This window comes from Shewanella sp. 5S214 (genome assembly GCF_041439795.1).
GTDB lineage: Bacteria > Pseudomonadota > Gammaproteobacteria > Enterobacterales > Shewanellaceae > Shewanella > Shewanella vesiculosa.
The window spans coordinates 13,823-31,492 of the sequence record NZ_JBGOOV010000041.1 but is presented as its reverse complement, the minus strand read 5'-3'; the positions used below and the strand labels follow the sequence as shown (position 1 = coordinate 31,492).

12 protein-coding genes are annotated in these 17,670 nt (G+C 43.2%); 5 read left to right on the top strand and 7 right to left on the bottom strand.

The window, feature by feature from the left end; genetic code table 11:
• Window positions 1-266: 266 nt before the first annotated feature.
• The 4 genes from ACED29_RS19750 to pdsR form a co-directional block, all read right to left on the bottom strand.
• Complete coding sequence (locus ACED29_RS19750) at window positions 267-692, bottom strand: hypothetical protein (RefSeq protein WP_371698515.1); 426 nt, start codon at window positions 690-692, stop codon at window positions 267-269.
• Between the two features lie 66 nt (window positions 693-758).
• A complete protein-coding gene (locus ACED29_RS19745) occupies window positions 759-1,949 on the bottom strand; it encodes a cystathionine beta-lyase (protein ID WP_182741769.1) in 1,191 nt (396 codons plus the stop codon).
• 163 nt (window positions 1,950-2,112) lie between these two features.
• Window positions 2,113-4,284, bottom strand: coding sequence for a proteobacterial dedicated sortase system histidine kinase (gene pdsS, locus ACED29_RS19740; RefSeq protein WP_371698514.1), 2,172 nt, complete (start codon window positions 4,282-4,284; stop codon window positions 2,113-2,115).
• 3 nt (window positions 4,285-4,287) lie between these two features.
• Window positions 4,288-4,977, bottom strand: a complete 690-nt coding sequence (gene pdsR / locus ACED29_RS19735; protein WP_124018430.1) for a proteobacterial dedicated sortase system response regulator — start codon at window positions 4,975-4,977, stop codon at window positions 4,288-4,290.
• Window positions 4,978-5,224: 247 nt separating this feature from the next.
• Here pdsR and pdsO point away from each other — a divergent pair, with 247 nt between their 5' ends.
• The 3 genes from pdsO (at window position 5,225) to ACED29_RS19720 (ending at window position 9,006) form a co-directional block, all read left to right on the top strand.
• Complete coding sequence (gene pdsO / locus ACED29_RS19730; RefSeq protein WP_124018431.1) at window positions 5,225-5,986, top strand: sortase-associated OmpA-like protein PdsO; 762 nt, start codon at window positions 5,225-5,227, stop codon at window positions 5,984-5,986.
• Window positions 5,987-6,172: 186 nt separating this feature from the next.
• The gene (locus ACED29_RS19725; RefSeq protein WP_371698511.1) at window positions 6,173-8,365 is read left to right on the top strand and encodes a marine proteobacterial sortase target protein; all 2,193 of its coding nucleotides are present in this window, start codon (window positions 6,173-6,175) and stop codon (window positions 8,363-8,365) included.
• Window positions 8,366-8,376: 11 nt separating this feature from the next.
• On the top strand, window positions 8,377-9,006 hold the full coding sequence (locus tag ACED29_RS19720) for a class GN sortase (protein WP_347690082.1): 630 nt from the start codon (window positions 8,377-8,379) through the stop codon (window positions 9,004-9,006).
• 183 nt (window positions 9,007-9,189) lie between these two features.
• Here ACED29_RS19720 and ilvN read toward each other — a convergent pair whose 3' ends face one another.
• The 3 genes from ilvN to ACED29_RS19705 form a co-directional block, all read right to left on the bottom strand.
• Window positions 9,190-9,684: an acetolactate synthase small subunit gene (gene ilvN / locus ACED29_RS19715; protein ID WP_182723813.1), complete on the bottom strand. Its 495-nt coding sequence runs from the start codon at window positions 9,682-9,684 to the stop codon at window positions 9,190-9,192.
• Window positions 9,684-11,402: an acetolactate synthase 3 large subunit gene (locus tag ACED29_RS19710; RefSeq protein WP_182698765.1), complete on the bottom strand. Its 1,719-nt coding sequence runs from the start codon at window positions 11,400-11,402 to the stop codon at window positions 9,684-9,686. Before ACED29_RS19710 ends, ilvN begins: the two co-directional genes overlap by 1 nt.
• Before the next feature lie 789 nt (window positions 11,403-12,191).
• Window positions 12,192-13,358 (bottom strand): multidrug effflux MFS transporter, encoded by a 1,167-nt coding sequence (locus ACED29_RS19705; protein ID WP_124018442.1) that lies wholly within the window; start codon window positions 13,356-13,358, stop codon window positions 12,192-12,194.
• 305 nt (window positions 13,359-13,663) lie between these two features.
• On the opposite strand from ACED29_RS19705, the gene ACED29_RS19700 reads away from it, so the two are divergent.
• Window positions 13,664-15,571: a choice-of-anchor I family protein gene (locus ACED29_RS19700; protein WP_371698509.1), complete on the top strand. Its 1,908-nt coding sequence runs from the start codon at window positions 13,664-13,666 to the stop codon at window positions 15,569-15,571.
• A gap of 227 nt (window positions 15,572-15,798) precedes the next feature.
• Window positions 15,799-17,538, top strand: coding sequence for a SulP family inorganic anion transporter (locus ACED29_RS19695; RefSeq protein WP_124018443.1), 1,740 nt, complete (start codon window positions 15,799-15,801; stop codon window positions 17,536-17,538).
• Window positions 17,539-17,670: the final 132 nt, after the last annotated feature.

Here is a 17,670-nt window from a genome sequence, read left to right as displayed (position 1 = left end):
ATTATTCTGTTTGGAAAATGTTTTTGGAACGCCAAGAAGACTCGCAAAATAATAGAACTGTGGAATGCAGACCGAATTTTCATTTCAGTACTAGAGGATTAATAACCTCATTATTGTTTGCGAATGCTAGTGTGATTGTAAGTTGCAGCGTTGGTAGACATTGCACTAAGGCTTATAAGTATTAACAACCCCTGGGTCGATTATGACTCAGGGCTTTGTTAATCCTAACAGTTAACTGGGCTGCTATTTTGTATGCTTACTTTGGGCTAGACACGTGCCATACGTTTAAGCAGCATCAACCATAGGATAGGTAGCAGTAAGATATAGAAAAACAGCACTTTTGCACCGATATCACCGTAAAACAAGGTGTTGTTTACAAACCTGACGATGCCCATCGGATCCCATGGCATGTAATGCATATTACCGTGCAATAACATGGCAGCTAAAATCATAATGGTAATGGCAATCCATTGTCTTCCAGGCTCGTAACTTCTGATTATAAACGCAGGAATTAACGCTGCTATGCCGATACCAACAAAGTTCTGTGCAAGGTGCGCCAGCATTGGATATTCACTGCTATTAAACCACCACAATAAGTTGCCGGCAGCAGACTGGCCAATTGCCACGATAGTTAATGCATAATAGCCAATGCTAATGCACAGGCTGAGAATGACTAATTTGATGATATTCATTGATTTCCCTTTAGTTTGAACATTCCGTAAACGTTTTTTGCAAAGCGTTACAGCCACGAGTAGAGGCTATTTTTGTAGTATTGCATTATATCGGCTAAATGCCGCATCAAGATCGGCAATTAAATCGTCGGCATCTTCAAGTCCAATGTGTAAGCGTATTAATGGCTTGCTGTTGTCCCATTGGGTAGCCGTGCGGATATTGTTAATACCAAATACCCCTAAAATTAAGCTTTCGAAACCGCCCCATGAAAAGCCCATTTTAAAATGGTCCATGTTCTCAATAAAAGCCGTCACCGATGCTAAGTCGCCTTGCTTAAGCACAAACGAGAATAAGCCATTACCACTGCTAAAGTCGCGTTTAAAAAATTCGTGGCCTGGGCAAGTATCGAACGCTGGGTGACGCACATGATCGACTTCTGCACGAGTCGCCAACCAATTGGCTACTTTTAAGGCATTTTTATTATGCTGTGCCATACGCACCCCTAATGTACGTAAGCCTCGCGCGGCTAAATACACGTCATCAGGCGAGGTGGTTTGGCCCATTAAGTAACTGTTTTCGCGCAGTTGCTCCCAATGCTGTTCATTGGCAGTAGCCGTGCCCATCATCACATCAGAATGGCCGACAATGTATTTGGTGGCTGCTTGAATTGAGATGTCGACACCCATATCAAATGGGCGAGAATTAATTGGTGAGGCCCAAGTATTATCCAGCATCACAATAACGTTATGTTCGTGGGCGATACGACTGAGCGTTGGAACATCCTGCACTTCCATGGTGATAGAACCTGGTGATTCCAAAAATAACACCTTGGTGTTTGGACGAATTAACTCACGAATGCCATCGCCAATCATTGGGTCGTAATAGGTGGTTTCGATACCAAAACCCGCGAGCATTTTATTGCATAAGTCGCGTGTCGGTTCATAGGCGGTGTCGACCATTAATAAGTGGTCGCCACTTTTTAAAAATGCCAACAAAGCGCTGCTGATCGCGCCTGCACCCGAAGGGTATAATGCAGTACCCGCGCCGCCTTCAAGTTCGCATATGGCTTGTTGAAATGCAAAATGGGTTGGGGTGCCGCGACGACCATAAAACATTTCACCGTTGGTTTTGTTTTTAATCGCAAAACGCATCTCGTCCATGGTTTCGAACACCACTGTAGAGGCTCTAAATACGGGTGGATTGATAATGCCTTTGGTGAATTTTTTTTCGCGGCCAACGCTAACAATCTGGGTGGCGAGTTTATCGTCTTTGCTCATGTTGTTACTTCCATTATGTGTAGAGTCCACGGCTTATGCTTTAGCTAATTTTTATTAGAAAATATCAATGACATGGATAAATGCGCTACGGTGAGTGATATACCAAAGTTGATTATCCTAGCACCTACAAACGTAAATAAAAGCGCTTAAATGCTGTGGTTGACTATTTTTCATCACTCAAGGGTAACGTCAGGCATATTTCGACTCCTTCAATACCATTTTCTATCATGTTGCTAGCTTTAATCGTGCCATGATGGAAGTCGGTGACCAAACGAGCAATATACAAGCCTAAACCCAGATGTGGCTTGCCGTTTATACCTTGCGGCCTAATTGACACCATGGATTCAAAAATTTGGCTATTCATGTCTTTAGGCAATAAAGGACCAATATTACTGACTTTCAATATCGCCTGTTTATTGTATTGAGTCAGGCTGACAGTAATCGCGCTGGCGGGCTCATGAAACTCAATCGCGTTGTTGATCAGTTTATCCATTAATTGAGCAATATATTCCGGAACACCGTCGCAAAACAGGGTTTTATCTTCAATATGCACGGTAAATACTTGATCTGGATAGGTGATTTGATAGCCTTGCATGCAACCACTGATGACCTTCTTTAATGAAAAGTGGCAGCTTTCAGCTTGGGTTAAACTGGCTTCTAAGCGGGTAGCTTCGCTTAGGTTATTTAAAATAAGATGCAAGCGACTGACGCCTTCCTGAGCGCGATTAACATATTTTTGCGATTGGTCATCAAGTTGTTGTAAACCCAAATGCTCAAGCGAGCTGCGAACCACGGCAACTGGGGTGCGCAGTTCATGCGACAAGCGCGATGACATATTTTCCAAATAATGTGTGTACTGACCTAAACGGCTGACAATACTTGAAAAGCTGCGGGACAAGTCACCGATTTCATCACGATTTTTTGAAGCGACAATTTGCTGCCTTACCCGGCCTTGACTGTCGATGGCGAGTTCAGCCTGATCACGCAGACGACGGATGCGACTTGAAATACTGGAAGCAAAGATAAACAAGGCTAATGTGCCCATGCTCATAATGGTCAAGATAACGTTAAACAGCTTTTCTAATGCGCGGTTACGTAGGCTGCGAATACCGTGAGTGGTTTCCTCTGCTATTACTACGCCCATGACTTTATCATCAATCCATATTGGGCTGGCTGCGGCCAGTACCACCGCTTTATTATCTGGGGTGAGGCGCCATGTTGAACCTTGCTTACCGCTTAAGGCTTTTTCAATGTGGCTGCCGGTGAGTTCGGTAGAGTCTTGCAGCGAATCGATAAAGTCTTGCGGTGGACGGGTTAATATTTTGTAGTACAGCGGCAATATATATTGCTGCTTGACGTGCTGCCAAAACGAGTCTGCTTGATTGACGTCTAGGTCATCCGCCCACGTATTGGATGATGAACGAATATCGCCCGATTTAGCCAGTACTCGGCCATGATTATCGACCACCCAAATGCGTGAGCTGTTATGGCTCATGCCTTTAATAATGCTTTCAATTTCAGGTGAGGGCACGAGTACAGTGCCTAAACTGGCGACGGAATCGGTGGCTGATGTGCCGATGATATTCACTAATTGCCGGGTTTTGGCATCGTTGACATTATGAATCGCAAAACCTAGTTTACTGCCGACCATTTCCAGCGGCAGCCTGAATTCAATATTGTAACCTTGCTCTGTTTTGAGCCATTGTCCTTGAATACGCACTTCTGGACTAACGGGCATAGATTGGCTGGGATCAGCGGGTAATTCAAATGCACTTAACCAGCCACTTTGAGTGTTGGCAATAATATAACGCCTGAACTGACCATCGGGCGATTGAGTGGCCATGACTAAATGATCGTTTCTGTCGATGCGCAAACTTTTACGGCTACGAAAAACAACATTTTGATCAGTGACATTAAAAAATCCATATAGGTAACCGCCGTATTTACCCACCATATGGTTAAAGCTGATATCAATTGGCTCGGATTTATTACGTTGATAAAGCACATGTTCATCAGAGTAGTTTAAGGTGCGATGTTGGTATAAGTCCCAATCTGTGAGTTTGCCATCAAGTTGGATCGGGCCCGCTAACGGGTATGCGTATAAGTCGCGACCTTCTTCAACTTGGTTTAAAAAGCTCGCTTGGTTGTCAAATAATTTAGGTCGCTCATGTAAGGCGGTGGCAAGTGCCTGAGTGGTACCTTCCAACGTTTTTTCTTGGCCATAGCGCAAGTACTTTTCCATTTCCCACACATATTCATACCCAAGCCAAGGTAGGCAGAACAAAAACAGTGACAAAATGACAACTTTGGCGCGCAGTCCTATAGGTAAATTCATCGGTTAAATATTGTCCCAGCGATAACCCATACCATACACTGTATCGATACAGTCAAACTCGGAGTCGATAGCGATAAACTTTTTACGAATGCGTTTTACATGTGAGGTGATAGTACTGTCGTCAACGTAAATTTTGGCTTCTTGCATTAAATCTTGGCGACTGCGCACATGACCTGGATGTTTTGCCATAGCGTGTACCATCCAAAATTCGGTCACTGTCAGCTCTATTGGCAGCGATTTCCAATAAACCTGAATACGGTTGCCATCAATGGTGAGGTGACCGCGCTCGAGTAAGTTGTCTTCAATGGGGCTTGAGCCTATGAGTTCTGAACGGCGAAACAGTGCTGCAATACGCGCCAATAAATGAGGAAAACTGACATCTTTGGTTAAGTAGTCGTCAGCGCCTAAACGTAGGCCACAAACGGTATCAAAGTCGCTGTCTCTGGCGGTTAAAAAGATAATCGGTAAGCTACTCGACATCGCCCGAAGTGACTGGCATAGGGTAAAACCACCATCAATTTCATGTTCCAAACCTATATCAATAATGGCTAGGTCAGGTAAACGACCATTAAAGGCGAGCATAGCTGCGGGGCGGTTTGCATAAGCTTGCACGCTATATCCTTGCTGTTGCAGGACATCTTTATAGTTTTCGCGGATAGCGGCTTCATCTTCAACAATGGCAATTCGTTTCATGGGATGATTTCAATTAATGAGCTGATAAATAGATACAGTGCTGACTATACAGGATTTTATCAACCAAAAAAGCCGTCTACGGCAATTGCCATATTGTTGCCACATTTGATCGCCACATTGCCATTTTTGCTCCCCAATAAAGCCATCTATGAGGTGTTTAATAGCGACATAGCGTTAATCAGCAACGCATTAAATGATGCATTGATGATAACGAACGTTTTTTAAACAACCGCTAAAGGGATTCTTTATGAAAAAGCAACTTATTGCCGCAACGATGATCACTACCATGATGGTGTCAAATGTCAGCTGGGCTAATGACACTGATATTACCGATGAACGCGAACATACCGAAGAGCTAGTGGGTTTGAGCTCTGGGATTTTACTTGGCGCTGTGATTGGTGGGCCTGTTGGGGCCATTATTGGTGCATTTACCGGTACTTTTATTGGTAAGTCGGTTGGTGATGATGCTGAGCTTACCGTGCAGAAACAGCAACTGGTAGAGCAAGAACAGCAATTGGCTCAAACCAATGAGCAATTAATGGCTCTGAATGCCAAGCAGCAATCATTGGAGCAAGTATCTGAAAAGTATTATCAATTACAGTCTAATTTAACCGAACAACAAGCCAATCAATTGCAGACGCTTAATGAGCTCACCATAGGTATGAACGTGCAGTTTAAAACCGGATCGAGCCACATTGAACCGCTATTTGAACAACAGCTAGATAATGTGGCTTATATGATGAACCTATCACCTGAATTAACCATTGATCTAACCGGTTATGCCGATCGCCGTGGTGATAATGATTTTAATCAAGCTTTGTCAGAGCAGCGCTTAGCTGAAGTGACGCAATACTTGGTAATACAAGGAATAGCACGTGACCGTTTGCATGGACAAGCTTATGGCGCGACATCGCCAATGCATCAAGAACAAAATTTTGAAAATGACTTTTTTGATCGTCGAGTAACGCTCAAGTTAATGGCGCCGGGTGCTGAACTCGCGGCCAACTAAACGCCGAGCACGGTTTTGCATATCTGTTTGCAAAACGCAGTGCCAAACAATGTCACTAAGTCGATTTTTCTTTTTGTTTTAATGATTACTCATGTCGGCGCAAACAATGATGTTGGCGCTTATACCCAAGCCTCCTGAAGTCAATATGAGCAGGATGTTTGGGTATCTAAGGGTAAGGAGCTACATATGCGCCCGTTTTTTTTGATGCCACATTTTTCTGTAAAGCATGTCTATAAATTACTGTGTTTCGGTTTGTTATTTGTCATTTATGCCTGTGTTACCAGGGCATTTGCCTCACCGTCTGGATATCAAGATAACGATATCAGCCAAGGAACCTTAGTCTATTCTACCCAAAACCAAGTCATACAGGCCTTAGCGCTGGATACACAAGTGAGCATGGATGTGTCGGGTTTGCTTAATCGTGTTACGGTTAAGCAAGTGTTTATCAATGATTCAGATCAATGGGTTAACGGGCGATATGTCTTTCCGCTACCCGACAATGCCGCCGTTGATAGCATGCAGTTACGCATAGGTGACAAGATTATAGCGGGTAAAATCCAACCTAAGAAGCAAGCATTACAGACGTTTGAGACCGCTAAAAAACAAGGTAAACAAGCCAGTTTATTACAGCAACAGCGTCGTAACTTATTTTCATCAGATGTGGCCAATCTTGCTCCGCATGAGCAGTTAATTGTTGAGATCAGTTACCAGCAACAGGTTGAATACCGCGATGGGATGTTTAGTTTACGTTTTCCATTAGCGATTACGCCGCGTTATAACCCGCAAGGGGATCATAATAGCGAGCCGCAACAGCAAACCATGCCGTCTAGCCATAATGAGGTGAAGCCTATAGTTCAAGCCCATTCTCAACTGATGGTTAATATGCAAGTAAATATAGATGCAGGGTTTGAATTGAACTCGCTAAACAGTCTGTATCATCCAATTAAACAGTCAAGTCATGGTCATTATTACAATGTGAGCTTTGCAGGTAAACAAACTGCCGACCGTGATTTTGTGCTGCAATGGCAAGCCAATGTTGGCGCATTACCGCAAGCGGCGACATTTTATCAAACCGGTAAAACCCATGTGACAGATAATAGCAATGACTTTACTGATGCGAAAAATGTTGCAGGGGCAGAGCAAAGACAAGCCAATCCCGTAGATAATAATTTGTACTCGTTAGTGATGTTAATGCCGCCCAGTGTCGAGGTGAGTGAGCAACATCTTATTTCCAGAGAACTGATTTTAGTTATCGACACCTCTGGGTCTATGTCTGGTCAATCGATTATTCAGGCCAAACAAGCATTACAATTTGCCCTCGCTGGGCTGCGTGATATCGACAGTTTTAATATCATTGAATTTAACAGTGACGTCAGTATGTTGTCGGCAACACCATTGCCTGCCAATAGTCGTAATATCAATCGAGCAAATCGGTTTATTCAATTATTAGACGCTAATGGTGGCACCGAAATGCGCGGTGCATTACAAACCGCGCTGGTGGACAGTGTCCAAGCACCACAAAACGATCAAACTGCTAAGCATAACGAGTCCATGTTGCGTCAGGTTATTTTTATGACAGATGGTGCAGTGGGTAATGAACATGAACTGTACCAATTGATTAGTAATCAATTGGGTGACAGTCGATTATTTACTGTTGGCATTGGCTCTGCACCGAATTCAGACTTTATGCGCCGAGCTGCCACTATGGGCCGTGGCACATTTACCTATATTGGTGATGAGGCTGAAGTGCAGCAAAAAATTGAGCAGTTGTTACATAAAATTGAACAACCAGTGCTTACTAATATTGGCTTGTATTACCTTGATGGCAGCGTACCGGATTACTGGCCGACAACCATTAGCGACCTGTACCAAAACGAACCACTTTGGGTCAGCATTAAATCTGCATCACACCAGCAGCAACCGATTATTGTCTCAGGTAATATCAATGGTCAGTATTGGCAACAACAGCTTGATTTTGATGATAATCAAGCAGCAAAAGGCATTGATCTATTGTGGGCGAATGCGCAAATCACCTCACTCGAATTGTATAAAGACAGTAGTAATCGTCAACGTGTTGATAAACAAGTGGAAGCGTTAGGTATCCTGTATCACCTAGTGACCAGCCAAACCAGCTTAGTTGCAGTGGACGTGACACCGGTAAATCCATTAATTGATAGCCCTATTGACGTGCAATTACAGAATCATCTGCCACATGGTTTGCAAGCGGCACCATCGTCGCAAGTGCTGCCGCAAACGGGAACCGCTAGTCGCTTATGGTTATTAATCGGTTTTAGCTTATTAGGTTTGGGTTTACTGCACTATTTATGGTTAAGACAACGCTTACCAGGGCAGGTGTTAGTGATTGAATCAGATGATTAAACGGGAGCCAAATGATGCAGCGAACTATATCAACGACCAAACACTGGATTGTGATTGTGCTGATGAGCGTGCTGGGATGCGGACTATTAATACAGGGAGGTTATATGCAAGCTAAAGCCCATTTTGCGCAATTTTTGATTGAGCGTGCCTTTGAGCAAACCTTAGTGGATAACCAACCACATAAACCCTGGTCGTGGGCCGACACTCATCCCGTGGCGAAAATGCGCGTATTGCAACAGCAAACTGATGGTTTTCAGCCCTTAGGTAGCGATCTATATGTGCTCGCTGGGGCCTCTGGACGTAATTTGGCTTTTGGGCCGGGATTGATGCTAGGCGGCGCTGGGTTAGGGGAGCAGGGGAATACCATTATAGCGGGTCATCGTGACAGTCACTTTATGCGTTTACAATATGTAAAATTGGGCGACATCATCGAGCTATACAGTACCGAGGGGGAGCGAGTGTTATATCAAATAACGGCCACCGAAGTGGTGCATGAAACTGACATGAAGGTGCTTGCTCCTACGGCAGAAAAACACTTAACCTTGATCACCTGTTATCCGTTTGATCAACTTTCTGGTAATGCCGAATATCGTTATATTGTTGAAGCTAAACCTATCGATGCGCAGCCGTTATATAGCTAAGCTATTACCGTCTATAAGTTTATGGTCAAGGTTGGCAAGCTTGACTCTTATGCAATGGTGATGAGTGTTAAATCTAAACTTGAGTCAGTAAGCTGTTGGGGGATCAGGCTTTATCGCCCAAAAAAAAGCAGAGTCCACTATATATTATTAGTGACTCTGCTTTTTATTTCAGACAAGCTGCGGTTAGGCTCTCATGGATTTTTCACCACGTGCTAAACCTACAACACCAGAACGTGATATTTCAATCACCTTGGTCATGTCGGTGAGCGCGTGGATAAATGCATCAATTTTATCGCTGGTGCCAACCATCTGCACGGTATAGATATTGGAAGTCACATCAACAATTTGACCACGAAAAATATCTGCAGTGCGTTTGACTTCTTCGCGTTGATCGCCTTGAGCTTTCACTTTTACTAAGGCAATTTCACGTTCAATGTGGGGTGACTCAGTAATGTTAGCTACTTTTAAAATATCAATAAGCTTGTGCAATTGCTTTTCAATTTGCTCGAGAATATTGGCATCTGCAATCACGGTAATATTTAAACGTGACAAGGTTGTATCTTCAGTTGGCGCTACAGTTAAGCTTTCAATGTTGTAACCGCGCTGAGAAAATAAACCTACCACTCGTGATAATGCGCCTGGTTGGTTTTCAAGTAATACAGAAATAATACGACGCATTAGCTTTTCTCCGTCTTGGTTAGCCACATTTCGTTCATTGCACCGCCACGAATGAGCATTGGGTATACGTGTTCAGTCTCGTCGACACTGATATCAACAAAGACTAATTTATCTTTCATTGCCAATGCTTCAGCTAGTTTTGATTCTAATTCATCAGGGTGATTGATGTTCATACCAACATGGCCATAAGCTTCGGCAATTTTGGCGAAATTAGGCACAGAGTCCATATAGGATTGTGAATGACGACCGGAATAAATCATGTCTTGCCATTGTTTTACCATGCCAAGAAAGCGGTTGTTTAAGTTAATAATTTTCACCGGAGTGTCATATTGCAGTGCGGTAGAAAGCTCCTGAATATTCATTTGGATAGAACCATCACCTGTGACGCATACTACCGTTTCCTCAGGAAACGCCATTTTAACGCCCATTGCCGCAGGTAAACCAAAGCCCATAGTGCCTAATCCACCCGAGTTAATCCAACGGCGAGGTTTATCAAAAGGGTAATACAAGGCAGCAAACATTTGATGTTGGCCGACATCTGACGCCACATAAGCATCGCCATTAGTCAGTTTGTACAAGGTTTCAATCACTTGCTGTGGTTTGATTCTGTCGCTGGTGCGATCAAATTCTAAACTTTGGCGTGAGCGCCAAATTTCAATATCGCTCCACCAAGCAGCCATAGCGGTCGCATCATTGGTGTCGTTCGTTTCATCGAGTAAATCTAACATAGCGTCTAGAATATTATCGGCAGAACCCACAATCGGAATATCGACCCGAACCGTTTTAGAAATAGATGATGGATCAATATCGATGTGCAAAATGGTTGCGTTAGGGCAATATTTTTCAACATTGTTGGTGGTGCGGTCGTCAAAACGGACTCCAATACCAAAGATTAAATCGGTATTATGCATTGCCATATTGGCTTCATATAAACCATGCATCCCCAACATGCCTAAACTTTGTTTGTGGGTGCCAGGAAATGCACCTAAGCCCATTAGGGTACTGACCACTGGGATGTTCAAGCGCTCTGCAAGCGCCAGAATTTGCGCGTCACAACCCGAAATTATCGCGCCACCACCGACATATAACACAGGTTTTTTAGCCGCTAATAAAGCTTGCAAGCCACGACGGATTTGGCCTTTATGACCAACAGTTGTTGGATTGTATGAGCGCATTTTTACGCTATCTGGATAAATATAATCATGCAGTATATCTGGGCTTAAGCAGTCTTTTGGCAAGTCAATTACCACAGGGCCTGGGCGACCTGTTGCTGCAATAAAGAAGGCTTTTTTGACTGTTTCAGGAATGTCTTTAGCGTCGGTTATTAAAAAGCTGTGTTTTACGATAGGGCGTGAGATACCAATCATGTCACATTCTTGGAAGGCATCATTACCAATCAAATTACTCGGTACTTGACCAGACAGCACTACTAGCGGAATTGAATCCATGTACGCGGTGGCTATCCCGGTAATTGCGTTGGTTGCACCAGGGCCTGAGGTCACAAGTACCACGCCGACTTTTCCGGTAGCGCGTGCGTAGCCATCAGCCATGTGCACGGCAGCTTGCTCATGACGTACTAAGATGTGTTCGATACCGGATATTTTGTGCAGAGAATCGTAAATGTCTAACACCGAACCGCCGGGGTAACCGAAGATATGGCTGACACCTTCATCAATTAATGAGCGCACGATCATACTCGCGCCAGAAAGCTTTTCCATGAAATACATCCTTATTAAGTTACCGTATGGTAAACAGTATCTTGTATACAACGACGGTAATCGTTTTATCAATAAGCTTGAAGGATAATTCAAACTCGAAGATTGAATATTGCTGTCGTAATATTCAATGGCTGGTTTTATCGTTACTGAAGCAGTAACTTGCCTCCATCTTATGTAAATTTATTTTTACTGCAACCCCTTTGGTTAATTATTTTTGTTTGTTGAAATAGTTTCATGTTTATGATTTTTATTTAGGGGTTGAAAGCCGTGGGTGTTTATCAATAAAGCGCTGTACTATTTATACTGAAGTTAACAGCTAAATATTAGCGACTTAGCAACCTAATTAGCGGTCGAATGTGGCATTGCAGGAATCTACTTAAGTGTATGGAGATGAAAATCGAGTTCAACTGAGTTTCAATTCATATGGGAAATAGCGTGTTTGATTTGCCTTACTTTTACCGTGGTCATAACGATTTTGCTTGGTATAGTCATTTAATCGCTGCTGAGCCAGGGATTGGTGAATCAAGATTACACACTTGAATGATGGCTATATATTGGGTAGTTTTTTATTACTAGCTGGATGAGTGCTGCGATTTTCTTTGCTGTTTATTGATTAATATGTGCTAAACAACAAGGCCAGAGAGTCACTGGGAAGTTGCCAGATTAGTACCTTGTTCTGATCTGTATTAATCAATGAGTTAAGCTAAGGGGAGGGTTGACTGTTTTGGCTCTCTCATAAGAATAAAGCCACCGATATCGATGACTTTATTTGTGGTAATACTTTATTGATTAAAGGGTCTTATTTTTCGATAAGGTACTTTGAAAAAACTGACATAGCCCGACTAATAAAATAGCGCCAAGCATCAAGGCTGCAAAAGGCACAGCGGTACCGTCATAAAAATACGCCAGCAGTGGCCCCGCGACGGCGCCAAAACCAAAGCGTAGCGTACCAATGACTGCGGTGGCAGTACCGGTTTCTTGCTTGAATTTCATTAATACAATGGCGTCGGCATTGACTGACATCACCCCTAGCGAGCCCATTAAAGGAATAAGCATTAACACGGTAAAGTGATAACTTAAATCGAGTAAATTAACGGCTAGCAGGCCAGTTGCGGCAATGACTCCGAAGAAAGTTGACACATGTAACATCCGTTTGGAGCCGAATCGGCTAACCACTCTAGAGTTGACAATGTTGGCGAGCATCAAGGCTCCCACATTGGTGCTAAATAAAATCGCAAACAGCGATTTATCTAAATTAAACACTTCCATGTAGATAAAAGGCGAAGCGGTTAAGTAACAAAAGAAAGCAAACGAAGTTAATACACCGCTGGATAAATTCAGTTTGACGCCATTGCGAGCAAAGACTGTGTAGTAGCCGCCTAAAAAGGTCTTTTGACTGCGACTGCCTAGGTCTTTATCGCTGGGCATTTTTAGTTTAAATAATACTAAGACTAATAATGTGATGGCATAACAACTTTGGCTTAAGAAGATAAGATGCCAATCGCCGAGTTCCATAATCAAACTGCCCAAAGTAGGTGCAAGTAATGGCGCTAACATCATAATAAGGCTGACATAAGACATGCCTTTGGCGGTATTGTCGCCATAAATCTCTTTAATGTAGCCAGGCACCACAACCGTGGCAGCAGCACCAATCAGAGCTTGTGCAAAACGCAATATCAAAAATTGTTCAATACTGGTACTTAATGCAATAAGTAAGCTAATAATCGTGAAACCTAATAAGCCAAATATGACCAGCGGACGTCGGCCTATCTTATCGGCCAATGGGCCAAATATCAGCATGCCTAATGCATAGCCCGCCAGATAAATACTCAGCGATTGTTGCACTGTCGTGATGTCGGTATCAAACCCTAAGGCCAATGTAGACATCGCTGGTAAGTACATGTCGATGGCTAAAGGAGTGATGGCGACAATCGCGGCAAGCATAGGTATTAACATCGCTAAGTGGGGAATACCCGCTGATACTGGAGATGAGTTGGACTTTGATGGCGATACCACGGGAACCTCATGTGCTTTGTGCGTTTTTGCTGAAAATGGCGAAAAATTTTCGTTAGTTTACCACGCTATGGCGCATTTTCTGAGCCTGAATTTGTAATGAATAATTTAGCTAAATAGCATTTACATTAAGGCAATAGAGTGAATTCAAATAGAACAAAAATGCAACATTTTTGTCATTAAAACTTCACCTTGATTGTCTAAGTTATTGGCATTATTTTGCATAACTTAATTCGGAACTTTAGTTTATGAAACGCTTCCCTCAAGGTAAAACGGCACTACTGGTTTCTTCAATCATGGCCACTATGTTGCTAACGGCATGCAACGGTGACGATGGGCAAGCGGGGGCTCAGGGCATGGATGGCACCAATGGTGACGTTGGGTTGTCAGCCCTGGTTGCGTTAACCTCTCTTGCTGTCGGCGATGCACAATGCCCATTTGGCGGCCAGCAAATTGAAACCGGAGTAGACATCAATAGTGATGGTGTTTTAGATGCAAGTGAAGTTGATGCGGCACAAACACAAATAATGTGTAATCAAGCCCATAATACTCTGAGCGCTGATTTAGTGGGGCGTTATCAATCAGGTGTTTATGGTCTTAGTGCCGCAGAAATTGTTGATTATCATCCGGCAAGCCAAAGCGCATTTGTCGTTAATGCTCAAAGTGGCAAAGTTGATGTCGTTGATTTATCGATGTTAACTCAAGCGCCGGTTTACGCTGAAGCAGGTTACAGTTTAAATAATCTCAGCAAAAAAACGGACTTAAATATCAGTGTCGATACTGGCTTAACTTTATTAGGTGCAGTTAACAGCGTCAGTGTATCGGGTAATTTACTCGCCGCTGCCGTTGAACGAGCAGACGCCTTAGGTAATGCGACCCAGGGTAATGGCATAGTTGCATTTTATCGTTTATCAGACAGTGAGCTACCCCAGTACTTGTCATTTGTTGACGTTGGAGCATTACCCGACAATGTCGTGTTCAGCCCTGACGGTAGCATGTTGTTAGTCGCCAACGAAGGTGAGCCAAATAGCGCTTATGATATCGACCCTGAAGGTTCTATCGCGTTAATTGCAATCACTAATGGTGTGCCTGCCACAACGGCTACCCTAATCGGTTTCAATGATTTTAATGTTGGTGGTTCACGTAATGCAGAACTGAGTCCATTAATTAAGATCAATGGCCCTGGAGCGAGTGTCGCGCAAGATTTAGAACCTGAATATATTGCCGTGTCGCCAGACAGCCAAACAGCTTATGTCAGTTTACAAGAAAATAACGCCATTGCAGTGATTGATATCAAGGCGGCAGCGGTAAAAAATATTATTGCTTTAGGGCTTAAAGACTTTGGCTTAGACGCCAATAAAATCGATGCCAGTGATAAAGATGATGCCATAAATATACAGGCTTACGCTGGGGTGTATGGTATGTATCAGCCAGATACGATAGCCAGTTATCGCTGGAATAATACTGATTTTATTGTCACCGCCAATGAGGGGGATTCACGGGATTACGCCGGTTTTTCCGAAGAGGCTCGTGCTGCAGATCTAAGCTTAGATCCAAACCATCCACAATTTGCCGCAGCGCAAGATAAAACACAGCTTGGCCGCTTAAAAGTCACTACCAGTATGGGTGATGATAATAATGATGGCTTAATGGATAAAATTGTTGCTTATGGCGGGCGTTCATTTTCGATTTGGACTGCAGATGGCCAGCAAGTATTTGACAGCGCTGGTGATTTTGAGCGAATTACGGCTGCGATATTGGCAATGAACTTCAATAATAATAACGATGAAAACAAAGGTGATAGCCGCAGTGACGATAAAGGTCCAGAGCCAGAGGCACTCGCTCTTGGCCAAATAGGCTCACGCACTTATGCCTTTATTGGTTTAGAGCGTACCTCTGGATTTATGATTTACGATATTACTAATCCATTTGCCGTATCGTTTGTCGATTATGTCAGCAACCGTAACTTTGATGCTGATTATGTCATTGATACCGATACTGGTGAGGTTGAAGGTGATGCAACATTAGCAGGTGATTTAGGCCCAGAAGGGATGAAGTTTATTGCCAGCCAATATAGCCCGACAGGCTTGCCATTGTTACTGATTGGTAATGAAGTTAGCGGCACCACAACTGTGTATCAACTAAAATTACAGTGATGCATTGATGCTTTTTTATCGCCAAAGCGAATGACCGTGTTGCGATAGTGAGTATCTAACAAGCCGAGCATAATATGCTCGGCTTTTTTTGCTGCGTATGTCCCATCCTGAAATATGTTTATTTATCACCGGTGAATATGTCGTAATTAATTTGAAATAAAACTATGATAACAACCTAGATTATAAGTATTGAGGTTGTTGTGGTACTGAGTCGCTTGTATGATTTTATGCCTGGTTTAGAGACCTTCTCTCGTTACGAGCGAAGCTGGCTCAAGGATGATGTTCGCGCCGGTTTGTCTGTTGCCGCGGTTGCGTTACCCGTGGCAATTGCTTATGCGCAATTAACCGGAGTGAATGCCGCGGTGGGGTTGTACTCTTGCGTGTTACCTATGATCATCTACGCTTTATTTGGCACCTCAAGACAACTTATTGTTGGTCCCGATGCGGCAACTTGTGCGGTTATTGCTGCGGTAGTGACACCTTTAGCGGCCGGCGACAGCCTTAAACATTGGCAATTAGTAATGACCATGACCGTGATGACCGGTTTTTGGTGTTTAATCGCCAGTCGATTTAAATTAGGTGTATTAGCGGACTTTTTATCAAAACCTATTCTAATGGGACTACTCAATGGTGTCGCCATTACCATTATTGTCGGCCAATTTTCGAAAATATTCGGCTTTACCTTTGATGAAAAATACTTACTTGAACGCTTAGGTGGTGCGCCAAGCTATTTGTCGCAAACCCATATTCCGACGCTATTGATGGCCATCCTTACTGTAATTGTCTACTTTGCAATGAAACGCTTTAAACCGACTTGGCCAGCGTCGATGTTTGCTATTGCTGTTGGCGCCGCTTTAGTGTGGCTTTTCCACTTAACCGACTATGATATTGCGGTGATTGGAAGCGTGGCAGGAGGAATGCCATCATTTCAAACACCAGTGTTTAATATCGGTATCGCTCGTGAGTTAGTCATGCCGGCGCTCAATTTAGCGATGGTGAGTTTTGTCAGTATGATGCTTACCGCACGCAGCTTTGCTGCTAAAAATGGTTATGACATTGATGCCGATAAAGAGTTTAAAGCCTTAGGTTTAGCCAATATTGCTTCTGCTCTCTCGCAAGGTTTTGCTGTTAGTGGCGCAGATTCTCGTACGGCTGTAAATGATGCTAATGGCGGAAAAACCCAATTAGTGTCCGTGATTGCGGCTGTATTGATCGCTATTGTGGCAGTGTTTTTAACCACGCCGTTAGAGTTTATTCCCAGTGCAGCATTGGGCGTTGTGTTAGTGATAGCCTCAATACATCTTATCGATCTGAAAGCGCTGTGGGGATTACGTTTACGCGATCGCCAAGCATTTTATTTGGCCTTAACAACTTTCTTTGCTGTTCTGTTTATTGGCGTTATTCCCGGAATTACCCTTGCGGTGCTATTGGGATTATTTCAGTTTTTACGAACGGTCATGCGACCAACAGATCAAGTGCTCGGGCTTGATGCCAAAGGGATAATTCGTAGTGTTGATAGCAGCGATAAAGCCGCATCTGTGCCAGGTGTGTTCATTTATCGATTTAATTCTCCACTGACTTATTTTAATGCTACCTACTTTAAACGACGTCTGCTTGAACGATTTGCTCGTCAGAATCAACAAGAAACCATTGAGTGTGTGATTATCGATGCGGTGCCATGTTTTACCCATTTAGATTTGAGCGTAATGGCTATGTTGACCGACATCAATGCATTATTACGTAAACGCGGAGTGAGTTTGGTATTGGCAGGGCGTAAACGACAATTAATTAGTTGGTTTGAACAAACCGATATGGTGTCTGGAGAAGAAGGCATTACAATTCATTCAGACTTATATCTCGCGTTAAAGATGCACCAAAGTCATGTTGCTGCTTATGAGTCTCAACGCTTGGATGATGCTGATCAGGATGGTTCGACAGAGGTGATACTGTCACATAGCCAAATTTAACCATTAGGGTTCGCTGTTGTTGTGTGTTAGGTTTGATTAAGTTAATGAATTTAAATGCTTTTAATAAGTGTTGTTCAGAGCGTATTTATTATATAAAATCGCCAAAAATAACCAAGGTATGGCAATCATACC